16 protein-coding genes are annotated in these 18,806 nt (G+C 41.7%); 3 read left to right on the top strand and 13 right to left on the bottom strand.

What is annotated here, in order from left to right; translation table 11 throughout:
* Positions 1-3 precede the first annotated feature (3 nt).
* The 4 genes from OD355_RS02920 to efp all read right to left on the bottom strand — a co-directional run bounded on the left by OD355_RS02920 (position 4) and on the right by efp (position 3,258).
* Positions 4-351, bottom strand: a complete 348-nt coding sequence (locus tag OD355_RS02920) for a GIY-YIG nuclease family protein (RefSeq protein ID WP_263036948.1) — start codon at positions 349-351, stop codon at positions 4-6.
* Between the two features lie 360 nt (positions 352-711).
* Positions 712-2,055 (bottom strand): acetyl-CoA carboxylase biotin carboxylase subunit, encoded by a 1,344-nt coding sequence (gene accC, locus OD355_RS02915; RefSeq protein ID WP_263036947.1) that lies wholly within the window; start codon positions 2,053-2,055, stop codon positions 712-714.
* Positions 2,056-2,091: 36 nt separating this feature from the next.
* Positions 2,092-2,583: an acetyl-CoA carboxylase biotin carboxyl carrier protein gene (gene accB, locus OD355_RS02910; RefSeq protein WP_263036946.1), complete on the bottom strand. Its 492-nt coding sequence runs from the start codon at positions 2,581-2,583 to the stop codon at positions 2,092-2,094.
* Between the two features lie 105 nt (positions 2,584-2,688).
* The gene (gene efp, locus OD355_RS02905; RefSeq protein ID WP_263036945.1) at positions 2,689-3,258 is read right to left on the bottom strand and encodes an elongation factor P; all 570 of its coding nucleotides are present in this window, start codon (positions 3,256-3,258) and stop codon (positions 2,689-2,691) included.
* Between the two features lie 221 nt (positions 3,259-3,479).
* On the opposite strand from efp, the gene OD355_RS02900 reads away from it, so the two are divergent.
* Positions 3,480-4,562, top strand: coding sequence for a mannose-1-phosphate guanylyltransferase (locus tag OD355_RS02900; protein ID WP_263036944.1), 1,083 nt, complete (start codon positions 3,480-3,482; stop codon positions 4,560-4,562).
* A gap of 38 nt (positions 4,563-4,600) precedes the next feature.
* Here the strand turns inward: OD355_RS02900 and mltG are convergent, their stop codons facing one another.
* From mltG to miaB, 7 genes are all read right to left on the bottom strand, one after another.
* Entirely contained in the window at positions 4,601-5,635 is a 1,035-nt protein-coding gene (mltG, locus tag OD355_RS02895; RefSeq protein WP_263036943.1) for an endolytic transglycosylase MltG, read from the bottom strand.
* A gap of 94 nt (positions 5,636-5,729) precedes the next feature.
* Positions 5,730-8,438, bottom strand: coding sequence for a hypothetical protein (locus OD355_RS02890; RefSeq protein WP_263036942.1), 2,709 nt, complete (start codon positions 8,436-8,438; stop codon positions 5,730-5,732).
* A 99-nt stretch (positions 8,439-8,537) separates the two neighbouring features.
* The gene (gene secG, locus OD355_RS02885) at positions 8,538-8,927 is read right to left on the bottom strand and encodes a preprotein translocase subunit SecG (RefSeq protein ID WP_263036941.1); all 390 of its coding nucleotides are present in this window, start codon (positions 8,925-8,927) and stop codon (positions 8,538-8,540) included.
* 1 nt (position 8,928) lies between these two features.
* Entirely contained in the window at positions 8,929-9,633 is a 705-nt protein-coding gene (locus OD355_RS02880) for a hypothetical protein (RefSeq protein WP_263036940.1), read from the bottom strand.
* A 9-nt stretch (positions 9,634-9,642) separates the two neighbouring features.
* Positions 9,643-10,152 carry an LPS assembly lipoprotein LptE gene (gene lptE, locus OD355_RS02875; RefSeq protein WP_263036939.1) on the bottom strand — a complete coding sequence of 170 codons (510 nt, stop codon included), beginning with the start codon at positions 10,150-10,152 and terminating at the stop codon, positions 9,643-9,645.
* A 14-nt stretch (positions 10,153-10,166) separates the two neighbouring features.
* Complete coding sequence (locus OD355_RS02870) at positions 10,167-11,420, bottom strand: sigma-54 interaction domain-containing protein (protein WP_263036938.1); 1,254 nt, start codon at positions 11,418-11,420, stop codon at positions 10,167-10,169.
* A gap of 44 nt (positions 11,421-11,464) precedes the next feature.
* Positions 11,465-12,904 carry a tRNA (N6-isopentenyl adenosine(37)-C2)-methylthiotransferase MiaB gene (miaB, locus tag OD355_RS02865; protein ID WP_263036937.1) on the bottom strand — a complete coding sequence of 480 codons (1,440 nt, stop codon included), beginning with the start codon at positions 12,902-12,904 and terminating at the stop codon, positions 11,465-11,467.
* A 134-nt stretch (positions 12,905-13,038) separates the two neighbouring features.
* On the opposite strand from miaB, the gene OD355_RS02860 reads away from it, so the two are divergent.
* Positions 13,039-14,019 (top strand): DUF3078 domain-containing protein, encoded by a 981-nt coding sequence (locus tag OD355_RS02860; RefSeq protein WP_263036936.1) that lies wholly within the window; start codon positions 13,039-13,041, stop codon positions 14,017-14,019.
* Positions 14,020-14,055: 36 nt separating this feature from the next.
* Complete coding sequence (locus tag OD355_RS02855; protein WP_263036935.1) at positions 14,056-14,937, top strand: NAD kinase; 882 nt, start codon at positions 14,056-14,058, stop codon at positions 14,935-14,937.
* 5 nt (positions 14,938-14,942) lie between these two features.
* Here OD355_RS02855 and OD355_RS02850 read toward each other — a convergent pair whose 3' ends face one another.
* Positions 14,943-17,666 carry an outer membrane beta-barrel family protein gene (locus tag OD355_RS02850; RefSeq protein ID WP_263036934.1) on the bottom strand — a complete coding sequence of 908 codons (2,724 nt, stop codon included), beginning with the start codon at positions 17,664-17,666 and terminating at the stop codon, positions 14,943-14,945.
* Positions 17,644-18,654, bottom strand: coding sequence for a hypothetical protein (locus tag OD355_RS02845; protein WP_263036933.1), 1,011 nt, complete (start codon positions 18,652-18,654; stop codon positions 17,644-17,646). The genes OD355_RS02850 and OD355_RS02845 overlap by 23 nt, the downstream gene beginning before the upstream one ends.
* Positions 18,655-18,806 lie beyond the last annotated feature (152 nt).

Here is an 18,806-nt window from a genome sequence, read left to right as displayed (position 1 = left end):
GTTTTATTTATATAGATTTTGTCCTTTTTTGAGTAATTCAGTTCTATACATTTCAGCAAATTCCTTTAAGTCAGATTTTATCTTGATCTCTGTTGCATCATCATCAATTTTCAGCTCATCAATCACGCTAAATTCAAACTGATCACTTCCCAGGTTATTCCAATCACTTTGTAATTCTTTGTTGCTATGTAGCCCGGAATTTAGCTGAAACTTGTCAGAGTTATATGCTCTTTCCAAGTCACAACTTGTTTCTAAATATAGCTTACCATTCTTCAAATTTTTTATCTGAAAAATACCCGCCCTGAATTTCATTTGCTTGTAGATATTCTTACTGTCTTTTTTTGTATGCATATCTATTACTAATGCTGGTTGAACTGAAGAAATAAATTAACCTGTTGGTGTTATAATTTATCAATCTGATGGTATTATAATTTCCAATAAACCTAATACCATTCAATGTGGTTAAAAATAATTTATCGAAAGAATTCAAGCTATTCTTTATTGAATTATAGATGCGGTTTACTATTTCTTTACAATATTGGGTAACATCCGATTAAGCAGTAGGTTTATTTGCGATTACACATACCTCTCAAACGCGGAAAATAAAATTTACCGTTTTCAAATTATCCTCTCCGGATTGACAATTAACTCTCTTTCTGCATTTTCCCACTTTCCACTTTCAATTGTCAATTATCAATTGTCCATTAAAATCTAAGGCTCCTTCGCTTCGAAAGTCTCCAGAAATTTCGTGGTAAAGTTACCTTTCTGGAAGTCTTCATTGCGCATGATCTGTTGTGCAAAAGGTATGGTGGTCTTTACGCCTTCTATCACAAATTCTCTTAAAGCGCGGCGCATTTTTTTGATGGCGTCTTCCCTTGTGCGGGCCACCACAATCAGCTTACCGATCATAGAGTCGTAATAAGGGGGTATCACATAGCCGGCATAAGCATGGCTGTCTACGCGCACTCCCTGGCCGCCGGGCGTGTTAAATACTTTTATCTTGCCCGGAGATGGACGGAAATCGTGGAAAGGATCTTCTGCATTGATCCTTACTTCAATAGCATGCAGTTCGGGAATATAGTTATTGCCTGAAATTTTTTCACCCATCGCGATGAGTATCTGTTCCTTGATCAGGTCAAACTTGATCACTTCTTCGGTTACGCAATGCTCTACCTGTACACGGGTGTTCATTTCCATAAAGTAGAAATTGCGGTCTTTATCTACCAGGAATTCTATGGTGCCCAATCCTTCGTAATTGATGGCTGCTGCGGCTTTCACGGCAGCATCGCCCATTTTCTGCCGAAGCTCGGGCGTCATGAATGGTGATGGAGATTCTTCCACCAGCTTCTGATGGCGCCTTTGAATGGAGCAGTCTCTCTCGCTCAGGTGGCACACATTACCATGCTGGTCGCCTGCAACCTGTATTTCTATGTGGCGAGGTTCCTGCACAAATTTTTCCATGTAAATGCCGTCATTCTTAAACGATGCGGCAGCTTCCTGTTTGGCAGCGGTATAGTTTCGTTCCATTTCCTCTTCTTTCCAAACCACGCGCATGCCTTTGCCGCCGCCGCCTGCAGTAGCTTTAAGTATTACTGGGTAACCGATTTTTTTGGCAGAATCTATGGCGTGATCTACACTGCCCAGCAATCCTTCCACACCCGGCACCACCGGCACGCCCGCACGGATCATGGTTGCCTTTGCCGTATTCTTATCACCCATCTGGGAGATCATCTCCGGCGTGGGGCCAATGAATTTTATATTGTGGTGCTGACAGATCTGTGCAAAACGTGCATTCTCTGCCAGGAAACCATACCCCGGGTGAATTGCATCTGCATTGGTAATTTCTGCTGCTGCAATAATGTGGGGAATGTTGAGGTAAGAATCTGAGCTATGCGGCTTACCGATACAAACGGCTTCATCTGCGAAACGCACATGCAGGCTGTCTTTATCTGCCGTAGAGTAAACGGCTACCGTTTTTATGCCCATCTCGCGACAGGTCCTGATAATGCGCAGCGCAATTTCGCCACGATTGGCAATCAATATTTTATTGAACATAATTTAATTGAAATAAGTAACCAAATAAATGAGCGATTACGGTTCTACTAAGAATAAAGGCTGGTCATACTCTACGGGGCTTGCATCATCTACAAGCACTTTCACGATCTTGCCGGAGATCTCACTTTCAATTTCATTGAAAAGTTTCATTGCCTCTATCACACATACCGGCTGGCCTACCTCTACTTCGGAGCCAACTTCAACGAGCGCTGGTTTGTCAGGAGAGGCTCTCCTGTAAAAAGTACCGATCATCGGGCTTTTGATGATGAGGTGGTTAGCGTTTGCCATGCTATCTTCCTGAGCTGCGGGCTTGGCGGCTTCCGGCTGGGCCGAGGCTGGGAGCTGCGGCTGTGCAGTTTGCGGCAACGACGGCTGCTGGGGCATAAAATATGCGGGGTTGGCAAACGTCTGGATATTTTCTTTCTTTTGTTTAATAGTAATTTTAAAGTCGCCCTGCTGGATTGACAATTCACCGATATTGCTTTTGTTTACCGACTTAATAAGATCCTGGATTTGTTTGTAGTCCATGGTTGTGAATTATTTTATGAATAATGTTTAATGATCCTATACAGCATCCTGCCCGTTTCCTGAAATGTGTTTTGGCTGCAGTTTCCAGGCCGGATGAAGCAAGCCTTAGCCTTCTTTTACTCTTTCCACGTATTCCCCCGTTTTGGTGTTTACGCGGATAAGTTCTCCTTCGTTTACAAATAAGGGAACCTGAACGGCAGCGCCGGTTTCGAGTGTGGCCGGCTTAAGCGCTCTTGTAGCGGTATCGCCTCTGAGGCCGGGCTCGCAATAGGTAACCTGCAATACAATTTTTTCGGGAAGTTCTGCACCAATGGCCTGTTCTGTTTCTGTGTTGATGAAAACAAAAACTTCACAACCGTCTTTCAGGAATTGCGGTGCGTCTATCATTTCTTCAGACAAGGTGATCTGCTCAAATGTTTCGTTATTCATTACGTTGTAGCCCGCCTCGTCTTTGTATAAATACTGGTAAGTGTGTTTTTCAACGCGCACGGGATAGATATTTTCGCCACTGTTCCAGGTTTTTTCAATGGAACGGTTGGTGTCCACACCTTTTAATTTTGCCCATACTTTTGCGGCTGCTCTTGCTGTTTTGTTTTCTCCGAATTCTACTACAGAATATAAGTTGTTGTCAAGTTTAAGAATCATTCCACGACTGATGTCGGAAGTGGTTGCCATAATGTTATATTTATTTCGGCAAAAATACTATTTCAAACCAAAAAATAACGTTTTTATCCAGAAATCATTCAATTATGAAGGTAAAGCTATAATTAGCTGCTGATTTGTCTCAGGTTCATTAATATTGGCTACATCCGTTATTTCAGGAATAAAATGCCGAATTACGGTAAAATATGTAATTTTGGCCTTTAATAATTCTTCGAATATACTCCTAACAGATAATGAACAGCAATCACTATGTCCTGATATTGGCTGGCGGTGCGGGCACCAGGTTATGGCCTAAAAGTAAATGCGGATTGCCCAAGCAATTTCTTGATATTTTAAACGTGGGCAAAACGTTGATACAAATCACTTACGAACGGTACATATCATTTATTCCCAAAGAGAATATTTATATAATCACTCACAAGGATTTTGAACAGATCGTACAGGAGCAGGTTCCCGGCCTCGCACCAGAAAATATACTGATTGAGCCCAGCGGCAAGAATACGGCTTCCTCCGTATTGTATGGCGCCATGAAACTCTACGGCAGAAACCCGAGCGCCAACCTGATCATCAGCCCGGCAGACCAACTGATACTGGAACAAAAAACTTTTGAAGAAGAGATAACACGCGGGCTCGACTTTACAGACCAGATCAAAGCATTGGTAACCGTAGGGGTAAAGCCCACCTACCCCAACACAAATTACGGCTACATTCAGCATGCACATGTAGATGCTGTGCCGGGTATTTATAAAGTAAAAACCTTTACCGAAAAACCAAACCTGGAGATTGCCCAGGCATTCCTCGACAGCGGCGACTTTCTCTGGAACTCGGGTATCTTTATCTGGAGAGCTAAAAATATTTTAGACAATTTTGAAAAGCACCTGCCGGAAGTTTACGAGGTCTTTGATGCAGAAAAAGACAAACTGAATACTCCGGAAGAACGCAATGCCATCAACCGCATTTACCCTTTCTGCATAGTGATGTCTATCGACAATTTTATCCTGGAAAAATTGCAGAATGTGTATGTGATACCTTCCACATTCGGATGGACAGACATCGGCACCTGGAGCAGTGTATACGAAACCCTTGAAAAAGACTACCTGGGCAATGCAGTGGTGGGCGATAAAACCATCATCATTGATGCCACACAATGCATGATCAGCACAGACAACAACAAGCTGGTAGTGCTTCAGGGTGTGGATGACCTCATCATTATCGACACCAAAGATTCGCTGCTGATCTGCAAGAAAAATAAAGAGAACGAACTGAAAGATTATGTAGCCGAAGTGAAGCGCAACTATGATGATGAGTTCCTGTAGGCCCTCTTTTCAGAAGTGCTGGTATAGCTAATATAATTTTATCGTTTAATATGCTGCTCGTCCAGCGCTTTGCGGTATTTTTCTGCGAAAGCCAGGTGATCGTTGTAATTGGTAGTAAATACATGGTAGCCGCTGAAGTCGTCCTTAGCTACAAAGAACAGATAATTGGTAGCCGGTACGGGCAGCATAGCATCAATGGTAGCGGCAGATGGCGTACATATGGGGCCGGGCGGCAATCCGCTGTTGACATACGTGTTGTACGGCGATTGCACTTTCAGGTCTTCATTCAAAATTCTCCTCAGGTCAAACCGGCGCAAAGCAAACTTCACGGTAGGATCGGCTCCCAGCCTCATGCCGCGGCGCATCCTGTTCAGGTACACACTGGCAATATTCCCTTTCTCATCGTCCTTAGCGGATTCTTCTTCCACGATAGAAGCCAGTATATAAAATTGCTTCTTTGTAAGGCCGGACTGTGCCACTTTATCCAGCCTGTTATCAGCAACCCAGAAGGAATCGGATTTTTGTTTAAAATGCTCCAGTATTTTCCTGGTATCACTTTTATAGTGTATGGAAAAATTATCTGGGATGATGAGTGTAAAAACCGTATGCGTATCCACACCTAACGGCGCCAGCGAATCCAGGCTGGTGAGGAACTTATAGGCAGTAGCTGAGTCTGTAAGAAACCTTCTTCCGATGATGGACGAAAGGCCCTCCTTGGTTTGCAGTTTCTTAATGGTAAAATCTACCTGGTTGGATTGCTGGTTGTTTTTTAATGTCTGCATGATCTCCCAGCCGGTTGCGCCTTTTTTAATTTCAAATCTTCCCGGCGTTACGTTGCCCCACACATTCAGCAGGTCTGCGATGCGGAAAAAGCGCTCTTCATTCTGCAGCAGCTGGCCTTCCCTGATCTGCTTTTTGATCTCTTCTTTTGCATTGCCCTCTTCGCGGTTAAATACATACCTGGCCTCTGCATCAAATTTAGTTATGCTCTTGTTTAAAGCATTGTTTAAGCGGTAGCCTGTAAACAACAGTACACCCGAAATAATAATCCAAACCAGCGTAGACCTTTTCATCTGTGATAATTTTCTGATTTACACCTGCCGGTATCGCCGGCAGGTAAAACCTGCGCTAAAGTAATAAAGTTTTTGATTAATGAAAATAACTACTTCAATCCTCTTTGATTTTTAATGTTTCATAATGCACGCCCATGCCGCCATTAAAATCAGTTCCCTGCATTATGATCAGGCAACCACTATTACTTTGCGAGGTATAAAAACTGATGTGCCCCACGCCGTTTTTATCTGTGATCACATGTGGCGCCCAATAAATGGTAGATCGGAAATCGGGTAGTGTACTTTCTTCTTCCGGTGTATATTTTGGATTGTAAAATTGTTTACCTACAACCGGCACCAATGGTTTATATAAATAAACACCGGGAGTTCTTTTCATAAAAGGGCCTTCACCGGTTTTGGTAGTAATCTCTATGTAACAGATATCCCAATCGCTTTGTAAAGGATGTAATAATCTGCTTGAATAAGGATTTTTGTATCTGCCGCTGCGCATTACCTCTATCCCTTTTATATCTTCGCCGGAAAAGTATTTCAGGTAAGTATCAAGAAACTGTATATAATCATTGTGGTTTGAAGATCCTTCATAAAACCACTTAACATCTATACCATCGATCACGAAATACACTTCATCCCCATGGATCTTATAAACATTGATAAAAGTCTTAGGCCGCACTCCTTTGGTAAAGCCATCCACTTTTTTATACAGCACATCCAGCAACGATTCTTTGGCCAAATTATTCAATGCGCTTTCTGTTATAGCCTGGTCTGACCCTCCGTCTTCATTCAGATTTTTAGAGCCCGCTATTCTTGCTTTTGTGGTCACCACCACTTCACCGAGGTACTCTTTGTCCTTGCGCTTTTCCGCCTCAATGCGGTTTTGGTCCGTTATATATTTTTTTACCAGCGTATCTAAAACAATGGGCCGGGAAGAAACTGGTAAAAAATCAGCATTGTATGGCGGGTAATCAATTTTATCTAATTCAATGCCCACATTAAAAGCTTTGCCGCGTTTGTTTAATGCACGGATCACCGCGCTTACTGTGTCGTTTTCAAAAAGCGGGAAACGATTGAAAACAAATCGGCCCCGCTCATTGGTTGTGGTATCCATAAAAATTGACCCGTCTGAACCAACCTTTGCAAAGAGGGCAACATTTACATTGCGCGAAGGTTTATTAAATATATCTGATACACTGCCCGAAATGGCAAATGTATTTTCATATTTAAATTTCTGAACAAAATCATTCCGGGTATAATCAACCCAACCCTGTGTAAGCATCAATGCCTCTAAAGCTTCGGGCTCAGGATTGTTGAAATAATAATATGGTTCTTCAATATGCCCTTTCAGATCAGAGCTCAACAACATATAACTGATTATATTTTCAGCGTGCTTATTTATTTTCACCTGGCCGGTATCTATTACTGCCACTGAAAGGCTGCCCTCAACATTTTCGGATCTGCTGTTTTGTACGTGCAAAAAGAGGTGTACGCTGTCTTTCTTTTTATATATTTCTTTGTGCGGTTGCACCGTAATTTTTAAATCATCGTCGTGCTTTATAAAAACTACGCGCTCGTTCAACGGATTAAGCTTCGCATCGTATAAAGTAATCCTGTTTACGCCGGAAGGAAAAACATTCTTGGATATGTTTACTTCAATTGGTTTATTCACAAAACGCAGCCTGGCACGTGCTGCACTCACGCCGCGCGCAGTAGCAGACAGGTAAAAAATGCTTCCTTTTAAATCTTCACTTGCATCAATAACAATTTTTATGCTGTCGGAATTTTTTGAATGAACAACCTGTAGTACTGTTCCGGAATTTTCAACCGGTGGCAGTAAAAACTTCATGCCATCTGCCGTATAAGCTGTATAAACTTCGTTTTGCCGGGGTGTGAACGATGTAATTCCCATGCCTTTATGTATGGCGCTGAATACGGCTACTTCAGCGCCTTTGCTGTCTTTTATCACGCCATTCTTATTAATCCCTTTGCCATAAATATCCACCGCCTTGAATCCTGTTGTTTGCAGCTTCCCGGCTATAAACTTTCCGCCTTCGGGAAAAAATTGCAGATCAGCCTGCTCTTTGCCGTTTATTTTTAAAGGGAGCTTAAGTTTTAAATTATCCCTGTCCTCAATTTCAAAGCTGAGATCGTTATTCGCCGGGTTTTTAAAAACAGTATCTATTTTTATATAGCCGGAATTGTCTGTAACAGTGCTTAATCTTAGCAGATTCCTGCTCTTTGATTTTAACCTCACCGTTATTCTTTTATTTGCTAATGGCTGCTGATCTGCATTTTTCAGCATGGTTAAGATAGAAATTCTGTCTTTCTGTAAGTTAATTTCTTTTACCACGGCTTTCCATTCTTCTGCTAAAAGATCTACAATTTTTAAAGGGCTTTCAAAGAAAAGCGAGTCGCCGAAATTTCTCAAATAATTTGTGTATGCGCGCAGCACATATGCTCCCTGTTTAAAATTTTTATCGTCGAGAAAAATATTTCCGAAGAAGGTACCTGAAAAACATTGCAGGCTCAAACGCTTCACAACTTCCCTGTTTTCATTAATGAGCTCCACATACGCGATCCTGCTGCTGTCATTGGGCTTGTTGAGATCGGCGGTAAAAATATATCCCTTTAACCATAAGGTATCTTTTAATGTGTAAAATGGTTTATCGTAATGGATAAATAATTTTTCACGCGGGTGATATGTATTGAGGCTATCGGTCAGTTGAATTTTCTTTGTAAAAAGATCTGACTGGCCGTAGGAGAAATAAAAAGGAAGAACAAGAAAACAGAAAAGGAATAGTTTATTCATTTCATTAAATTTCCTTATTCCTCAAATTTATATCATATTATTATAAAAAAATAATCCTGTCCGCAATGAACAGGATTATCAAAATATTTTAAGCTCTATTTAATTGCCGGTGTCTGCCGCTGCGGGAGCCGCTTGCTGTGCAGGCGCTGCCTGTTGTGCGGGCGCGTTGAACGGGGCCGTTGTGCCGGGAGCCGGTGTTGCAGGAGCCTGTGCAGGCGCATTTGTATTTACTTTGTCAATAAGGGTTTTATTGCTGTTGCCGCTGCCTGTAAGCAGGTAAGTAGAGGCAATGCAGATAAGGCCTATGAGTCCTGCAAATATCCATGTGCCTTTTTCCATGATATCATTGGTTTGTTTTACACCCATGATCTGGTTGCTCATGCCGCCTATATTGCCTGTAAGGCCGCCGCCTTTAGGGTTTTGGATCAGGATAATGAAGCCGAGGATTACAGAGGCTACAAACAATAATACAAATATTAATACTGCCATTTTATGATTTATTTTCTTTTAAAAACGCTATTTTGGACGCAAAGTAAATTGATTTTTCGGGATTTGACAAACTTAATTTTTTATATATATCTATGGCCTGCTGTTTCTTGCCTTGCAGCAACAACACTTCGGCCATGGGCTCCGTAAAAACTTCGCTGTTGTCAAGTGAATGCAGGGCCTGCAGTGCTGCGGCCTTCTCTTCAGATTCCGAAGTATTGAACTGCGGCACGGTAGCATCCAGCTTTTTCATTTCTTTGAGCCAGTCGGTAAACTTTCTTACTTTACGGCCCAGCTTGGTTTCGCTATCATCTGCTTCAATACCCTGGTGCTTGAAATAATCGGTTTTAAACAAGGGTTCGGCGCCGGCAAATAATTTTTCCTCACCTGTCATAGGTTTGTTGAAACCCGCCACCTGTTGAGACAACATCTGCGATAGCCTCGCTTCTACAAAAGCCTCTTCGGCAGTTGGCTGGCTGGCTGTGTCTTTTGCTTCAGCTTTAGAAAGCAATAAATCATCTGCATTTAAAAGATAATTCAGCCAGGTATGGTTGCTGAAATGCACGCCTGCCCTTTGCAGCATTACCTCCAGGTCTATTTCATCTGCTTCCCTGCACTTCCTGGCAAGCGCCAGCTGCGCCATAGAAAAATACGGGTATTTAGTAACGATCTGTCTCAATACATGTATATCTTTTTCCAGGATCTGCATGATGGGAAATTACCAGTTTGAAAATATTTTATTGAAAATTTCGTCGCTTATTGTTTTTATCATTTCATCCATCAGGCGTGCTTCTGCCTGTGTGAAAGACTGGCTTGCAGGAAAATCAAAATCGCGCGTAATATCGTACTCCTTTACATCGTTTTTAAAATTATCATACAAAGTTATATGCACACCAACGCTGATGCGGTTGGTTGCAGCCTCATTTTGCGACACACCCGAAGTAGTGATCATGTAGTTGGTTATTTCCGAATCTACTACATAATCTGCGTTGGCATCCTCAATCCTTCTAAGTTTGGTTTGTTGTATCACTTTTTTGGTAAAGGCATCTGTAAGCTTGGGGCTTAGCTGCGGGTTGATGTACTGTGCGCGGTTCTGGATATAATTGATCTTGATGGTTTTTACTTCCGGCGGGATGCTCACATCACGGAAGGAGTAAATACCGCAGGACACCGTGCCAAGCGCAATCAGCGAAACAACCAACAACGAAGCAATAATTCTTGTGTTCATGTACAATAGTTCGGCTATAAATTTATGTCATATTCTTTTAACTTGCGGTATAAAGTCCGCTCACTGATGCCCAGGTCTGCCGCAGCATCCTTTCTTTTATTTTTATGTTTCTTCAGCGCTTTGACAATGAGCTCTTTTTCTTTCTCCATAATGTTGAGGGTCTCTTCCACTTCTTCATGCTCGTTGATGCCATTGGGCGAAAGTATGACCGGCTTGTTCACTTCTACAGGCAAGGCAGACACGTGGCTGTAAGGGTTTGCTCCTGCAGGATCGTTGTAAATAGGCACTTCCGGAAATATATTCTCATGCGCATAGTCTGCTACCTGGCCCGCGATGGCCGGGTTTTGTACCAGATCAAGGAACATTTTTTTCAACTCGTTTACATCTTTTTTCATATCGAAAAAAAGCTTGTACAATATTTCACGCTCGTTGGCAAACTCTCTACCGCTGTTGCTTTGCTGCGATAGCACAGGCAAACGGCTGGTATTGTGCGGCTGGTATTTTTTCAGCTCTTCGGCATCAACCAGGTTTGATTTGCTTAAAACAGACAGCTGCTCTGCTACATTTTTCAGTTCGCGTACGTTGCCCGGCCAGGCATAGTTTACCAGCGCTTCCTTGGCAGCATCAGTCAGTTGCACAGGCGGAGTATTGTATTTCTCTGCAAAGTCTACCATAAACTTCCTGAAGAGCAATAAGATATCTTCTTTCCTGTCTCTTAACGCCGAAACCCTTATAGGCACTGTATTCAGACGGTAGTAGAGATCTTCCCTGAACCGGCCGTTTTGTGCAGCCTGGTACAGGTCTTTATTGGTAGCAGCTACCACACGCACATCTGTTTTGTGCACTTTGGTAGAGCCTACGCGAATATATTCACCTGACTCTAACACACGCAGCAGCCTTGCCTGTGTGCCTAATGGCATTTCACCGATTTCGTCTAAGAAAATGGTGCCGCCGTTGACGGTTTCAAAATATCCCTTGCGGCTGTCTACAGCGCCCGTGAAAGCGCCCTTTTCATGGCCGAAAAGTTCACTGTCGATAGTGCCTTCGGGGATGGCCCCGCAGTTAACTGCCAGGAACGGGTTGTGCTTGCGCGGCGAAAGTTCGTGAATGATCTTGGAGAATACTTCTTTTCCCACCCCGCTTTCCCCGATGATGAGCACACTCAGATCAGTAGGCGCTACCTGTACAGCCACGTCAAGTGCATGGTTGAGCAATGGTGAATTGCCTACTATGTCAAACCTGTTTTTTATAGATTGTAAATCAGTCATTCCGAATTGTCTTCTCTCCTTGCGGAGTTTAATTAGTGTCTTTATTAAACATGGATCTGGTCAGCAACAAGCTTCCCGAAGAGCGTAGCCTGGTTGCAGGCATCAATTTTCACATGCACATAATCTCCTTTTTTACAGGCATCATTTGTTTTAGGGAAAATAACCATCTTGTTCTGGGAACTTCTGCCTGCCCAGTGCGCATCGCTTTTCTTGCTGTTGCCTTCTATCAGAATTTCAAACGTCCTGCCTATATCTTTTTGATTGCTTTCCAGGGAAAGCCTGTTCTGCATTTCAATGATCTCCTGCAAACGCCTCTTCTTCACTTCTTCCGGCACATCATCAGCATAGCGGCGCTGCGCCAGGGTGCCCGGGCGTTCGCTGTAGAAAAACATGTAGCTGTAATCAAATTTACTATACTCCATCACCGACAAGGTATCCCGGTGTTCTTCTTCTGTTTCAGTGCAGAACCCGGTAATAATGTCTGAGCTGATGGCGCAATCCGGCATGATGCGTTTTATCTGGTCTATTTTTCCCAGGTACCATTCGCGGGTATAAGTACGGTTCATCAGTTGCAATATCCTGGTATTGCCGCTTTGTACCGGCAGGTGAATATATTTACAGATGTTGTGGTATTTAGCCATGGTCAGCAGCACATCTTCCGTAATATCTTTAGGATGGGACGTACTGAAGCGTATGCGCATTTCCGGGCTTACCTGTGCCACCATCTCCAGCAATCTGGCAAAGGTTACAGGCTCATCGCCGGTTCGTGCTGTGTAGTAATAGCTGTCTACATTCTGCCCAAGCAGTGTTATTTCTTTAAACCCCTGTGCATGCAATTGTTCCACTTCTTTCAGGATGGATTGCGCATCGCGGCTTCTTTCGCGTCCGCGGGTAAACGGCACTACGCAGAAAGTACACATGTTGTTGCATCCGCGCATAATGGAAACAAATGCGGAAATACCATTGCTGTCAAGCCTTACCGGGGAAATATCAGCGTAAGTTTCTTCCCTGCTCAGCAATACATTCACAGCTTTTTGCCCGCCACCTGCCTCTTCCACCAGCACCGGCAATGTCCTGTAAGCATCGGGGCCCACAACAATATCTACCAGCTTTTCATCTTCCAGCAGTTTTGCCTTCATCCGCTCTGCCATGCAGCCCAACACGCCAATAAGCAAACCGGGCTTTGACTGTTTCAGCTTCCTGAATTCAGTAAGCCTTTTTCGTACGGTCTGCTCTGCTTTCTCGCGGATGGAACAGGTATTGATAAGGATCAGGTCTGCATCTTCAGTATTCCGGGTGGCGCCGAACCCCTCACCGTTTAGGATGGAAGCAACTATTTCACTGTCGCTAAAGTTCATGGCACAGCCATAGCTTTCTATATAAAAACTTTTTCTGTATTGATTAGCGTCGTTTTTAAAAGGTGCATAGGCCTCTCCCTGTCTCTCCTCAACAATCACTTTAGAAGGTATTTCTGTAACGCTCATGTAGTTCTGGATTAAACTGCAAAAATACATACTTTTTAGGTAAAATGACATATTGACAGACGATTAACATCTTTTTATTTCTCAATAAGCTACCTTTGTCTTTCATTGATATTTAGTTACTTCTAATGCCGCTAATGAATTTTCTTCGTTATTTCATATTTATCCTGGTGGTGTTTTCTTCTCTGCCTGCAACTTACGCTCAAAGAAGGGACGAGATTAAAACCCTGCCCTCCGAGATATTTAAAAAAGTGCGTAAAGACAGCCGCGATACCGTGGACTGGAAATGGAAATACGGAGGCAACAACAACATTAACCTTGGGCAAACTTCACTGAGAAACTGGGCAGGTGGCGGGGAAAAATTTACACTGACCATTTCCTCTTTTCAAAACGCATTTATTTATTACCGCAAAGACAAGCACACCTGGGACAATAATGTAGATATGAATTTCGGTTACATACAAACCACCAGCCAGGGCGCCAGGAAAAATGATGATCGCTTTAATTTCACTTCCAAGTATGGCCTGCAGGCAGACAGCAGCAAAAAACTTTTTTTCTCTGCACTCTACGATTTACGAACCCAGCTTTTTGACGGCCGTAAATATTTTAAGAAAGACAGCAGCGAGCTGACCTCCACTTTTTTCTCGCCATCCTATCAGTTATTTTCTTTGGGAATGGATTACAAGCCCAATGAACATCTTTCTGTATTTGTATCCCCGATCACTTCCAGGTTTACGGCAGTGCCCAACCGGGAGATAGCCATTAAAGGATTGTACCTGGAGAAAGGCATGCGCTTCAAAGCATCACCCGGCGCCTTTGCATCCATCAACTATGCGAAAAACAACATCATTAAAAACGTGAATTACCGCAGCAGGCTGGATATGTTCTCTGATTACACCAATCACCCCGAAAACGTAGACATACTGATGAACAACCTGCTTACTTTCAGGATCAATAAATTTATTTCTGCCACCTACAGCCTTGACCTTATTTATGATGATGATATAAGGGTATTCGGCCCCGAAGAAAAAAGCCCGGCATTGCAGGTAAAAAGCCTCATAGGCATCGGATTTTCCTTACCTTACAAAAACGGCTACGTAGCGCAGAAGAAAGGATAATGCTTAAGGTAATTTTTTTAATATTACTTTTGTATTATGCGCATAGCTTTATATACAAGAATTTTTTCCGAGGATAATAAAACGCATCTGTACAATATATTGATGGAGTTGCAACGTTATTGCAAGACCGTGCTGGTGCATGAAACACTGATGAACAGCTTCCCGGAAATTACGCAGTTTCACTCAAACATAGAAGTTTTTGGACAGCCCCAGGACCTGGACAAAGAAATAGATTTCCTCATAAGCCTCGGCGGCGACGGCACACTGCTGGATACGGTGACTTATGTGCAAAACAAAAACATTCCCATCCTTGGCATTAACTTCGGCAGGCTGGGCTTCCTGGCTGCTTCAGGAAAAGATGACATTAAAAGCACCATCCAGTCGCTGGTAAACAACAATTTCGATATAGACAAGCGGTCGCTGATACATGTGGATGCAGATGCACAGTTGTTTGACCATGCACCTTTCGGGCTCAACGATTTTACTATATCCAAAAAAGACACTTCGCCCATGATCAGGATAAAGACTTTCCTCAATGGCGAATACCTGAATACTTACTGGGCAGACGGGTTGATTGTATCTACACCCACAGGGTCTACGGCCTACAATATGAGCTGCAGCGGCCCCATCCTTTTCCCATCTACAGAAAGCTTCGTAATCACGCCCATTGCACCTCACCACCTCAACACGCGGCCAATAGTTGTACCTGATTCGCACATTATATCTTTTGAAATTGAAAGCCGCATTGAAGATAAGTTTATCTGCTCCCTTGATGCACGCAGAGTAGAAACACCCATGAAAACAAAAATAGCCATACGCAAAGAAAGCTTCTATGTGAATATTGTACGTTTACAGGAAAACAGTTTCCTCAGCTCGCTGAAAAGCAAGCTTGGCTGGGGAATGGATAAGAGAAATTAGTTGTTTTATTTCTTTGTATCGGCAGGAATAGCATCGCCGGTGCCCGTACCCGCAGATTTTACAAAAAATTGTTCGCCTATGAGCCAACGGAATCCAATGTTTATATTTCTTCCTTTAGCATAGTTGAAACTGTTCAGGCCGCTCGCATAGTAAGCTTTCTTATTTCGCGAATCACCGAGAACGTCATTGATGTAAAGTATAGCTGTGAGATTTTTTCGTAATTCTTTTTCATAGCTTATATCCAAAACTCCACCTTTCTCTGTTCTTTGCATATATGCGATGTTTCTGGGGTCGTAATTAAACATTAAATTAAAATAGCCCATTTTGGAAACATAATCCACATTAATTCTGCCTTTAATGTAAGTAGGCTTTCTATACATATCAGGCAGCTTGTCATCATGGAACAAAACATTTACTACGCTTCCCTCTACTTTTACAGAAAATTTTTTAGTAAACGCTATATTCATCAGCATAGAAAAAGATCTTTTCACAAAATCCCTGTTAAGGTAAGTATTGATGAAATGGTTCCTGGCAATATCGCCCGGAAGCAACGCAGTGACAATACCGTCTTTGCTGTAATCCTGCCGAAATGAGCCTTGCAGAGTAAACTTATCCATAGATGATGTGTACACCAGTTCGGCATCAAGATTTTTTTCAGCTTTCAGCAGGCTATTGCCCTCATTAATGAGCCAGCTGGAACTAACACTACTATCAGAAAGCATGTAAAGTGACGGCCGATAAACAGGAGCTGAAAAAGAGAAAGACAAACTTTGCGCGTCATTAAAAGTATAGGAAGCTACAATCCGCGGATAAAGATATGCTGATTTATAGTTCACTTGTGCAAAGCCGTATTGCAAGGCGTAGTTGCCAACCGCACTGGCTTCAAAACTCAATTTATTTAAAACAATTTTGGTACTATACCCGGCATAAACACTTTGCTCGCTGTTTGTAAAAATATTTGAGGTTTGTGTTTGTTTTGAGTTATTCTCTATCTCGTTGCGCTGTAATGTGTATCTATACCCTATGGTAAAACTATTGTCCCAATTAGCTTTTTGCAATTTCTTTTTCTGTATTGCATATTTTGCGGATGCTCCTGCCGTCCAGCTCCTTTGGTTAGATAAAGAGTATATTTCAGGTACGGTATAGCTACCTGCAGAATATTGCTCGAATAAATTCTTTCGCAGCGGTGTAAGGCCTGCATTACCATTTACCAGCAGCACACTGCCCGAAGGCAGCACTTTGCGCCAGTTGGCTATAAATGTTGCGTTGATATAATCATAGGTAGTTTTATCATCAGCGTATAGGTTATTATGATCACTCAGGCTCCAGGTGCCAGTTTTTTGTTTACTACCTACAAAATTCCCTACCAGCCCGAAAGTAAGTAAACTTTTTTTCAACCCCTCACGGGTTACATACGTATTGAAAATTAACGACCTGCTTCTGCTATCTCTGCCGGAATCTTTTTGAAAAATATTTTCCTGCCAGTATCTTTCTCCGTAATGGGGAGCAAATTCATATACATAGCCCGAAAGCAATACATTGTTACTCCACAGGCCTTTCTTTTGGGTATGACGAAAAGTAAGAGAGGGCCCGTTCATACTGCCCATTGCATAATTACCGTCTATTTCCTGGTAAGAAAAAGTGTATGCGTAGTTTTTTGACGTAAGATACAGCACAGCTTCATCCCTTGCTGCATCCACTGCAGAAGGAAAAGTGACCAGTGAAGCCTTAGATACCATAGTAGAGGGTATAGCTTTTATTTCTGCCTCGCTCAGCCGCCTTCCATCAAGGTAGATTATTAGTTTTTTGCCGCCTATGGCAGATAAATCTACCTCATTGGGGTTTATAGATTTGTTTATTACAAACGGTATTTTTGCAATGGTTCTTAAGAGTGGATCAGCATCATTATTTTTATAACGGTTCCAGGCTATTTGAATTTCATTAGGTTTCACAATATTATTGTGCACATTAGCAGAAACTGTTACGTCTTTTAAATGCTCTTCTGAAGGTTCTACATAAAATGTACGCAGGTATATGCTTTTCAAGTTAGCCGTATCGCGATAAATTTGGTATCCCGGAGAGATCAATTCAAAAAAAATTGTATCGTTTTCTATTGCGGAGAGGCCTGAAAAGTCTATAATACCTTTCTCATTAGCTCTCATTTCCCTTTTCTTTTTTGTAGTATCTTTTTTAAGCGTATAAGAAAATACAGCGTAACCCACAGCATTGTTGTTTGATTTCTCTTTAATGAAAATGCTTTTTTGAATATTTGTTTGTGCCTGTAAGGAAATAGAAAAAAATAAAACAACTGACAAAGCAAATAGTTTAATTTTTCTGGAAAGTATTAAAAGCATAGCTGTAAGGAAAACGTTTATAAAAATATGCGCAGGCCAGGAAAGGCTATCTACAATACCGCCACAGGAACAAGGAATATCAGGTGAAAAATAATACAAAAGAATAGTATATAAAGTAAATACACACATAGATAATAATGCTATATAAATACTGGCTTTTCCCGTCTTTTTAAAAAGAAACAATAATGGCAGTGCAATCTCCAATAGTGGCAGTGCAATAGAAATAAAACCAACCATCCCTGCAGGAATTAAGATTGACTTTTGCAGGCTGGCTGAAAAAGCAGGGATGTCTGCCAGTTTACTTATACCGGTATAAACAAACAATAGCGATATCGTAAACAACACTACACTTTTAAAGTAATTCTTCGTCTTCATTATATATTATAGTGGTCATGTATTCATAGCCGCGCACCAGGCTTATATCATTACCAAAAATCAGGTAATCCGTAAGGTCATTATAAGAAACATCCTTTACAACCAAACTATGCAGATACCTGAACTCTGTGTCATATACATCTATATAAACCAGTTTTGTATTGTTTTTGAGATAAGCATTGTCTCTTATGGCGCTTAAAATATAAAATTTTCCATCTACTAACTTAGCATTAGGGTGCACCATGTAAGGATTCTCTTTAAACGAGTATGAATTGCGGTGCTTTATAGTTTTAGGGTATTGCGCAATTTTCTCTATAGTAGTAAAATGCTTAACCCTGCCGTCTTTTTTACTAATCCTGTACACATTGTTTGTGTATTGGGAAATTGAATAAATATAATTGGAGTCTGCAAGCAGTGTAGCAGCTACGGATAAACCTCCATCATCATTTACCGGATATACCTCTTTAAAGCTATACAGCACATTCCCGAATGTATCAATTATTTTTATATAGTTTTTCTTATCTTTAAAGTCAAAGAGCCTTATTAACAGCACACTATCATTGATTATTGCAGCGCTTTGTGTTTGCACAGGCAATTTGCTTTTATGTATTTTCGAATTTTCGTTATCGGCACACACCCACTCCTGGGAAGTTAAATACACAATATGTACTTTCTTTTGTATTTTAGATGTTGCCAGAACGTCTAAGGCATTTTCAACAGGGTAATAATAGAATGCTACATTTTGGGTACCATTTCTATTTTGCAGCCTTGCTCCCGCAATGTAGAAAGATATTATGCCGTTTACAACATGAGCTGAACCGCGTTGTGGTATTACATGCCATTGATACTTGGTATTTATTGTATCTTTCACATAGCGTTCAAAATTAAACTCCTCTTTACCAATTTTATGATTTACCAAAAAAAGTCTACCTGCAAAAAACAAGGCAATGGCTATAAGAATGGCGTAAAATATATATTTTTTCCACATATTTTTTTTAAATTAGATGTAAATAATTTCAGGGCGCAGTATACCACACCCTAAAATTTGCCTCATCCTAAGATCATCAGTTTCAGAATAAACACTCAACCTAATCATTTACTGGTGTACACCTGTTAGCGACCGATATATAGTCGCCATTC

Source organism: Haoranjiania flava, assembly GCF_025631005.1.
In the GTDB taxonomy this organism is placed as follows: Bacteria; Bacteroidota; Bacteroidia; order Chitinophagales; family Chitinophagaceae; genus Haoranjiania; species Haoranjiania flava.
This window is presented reverse-complemented; position numbering and strand designations above follow the sequence as displayed.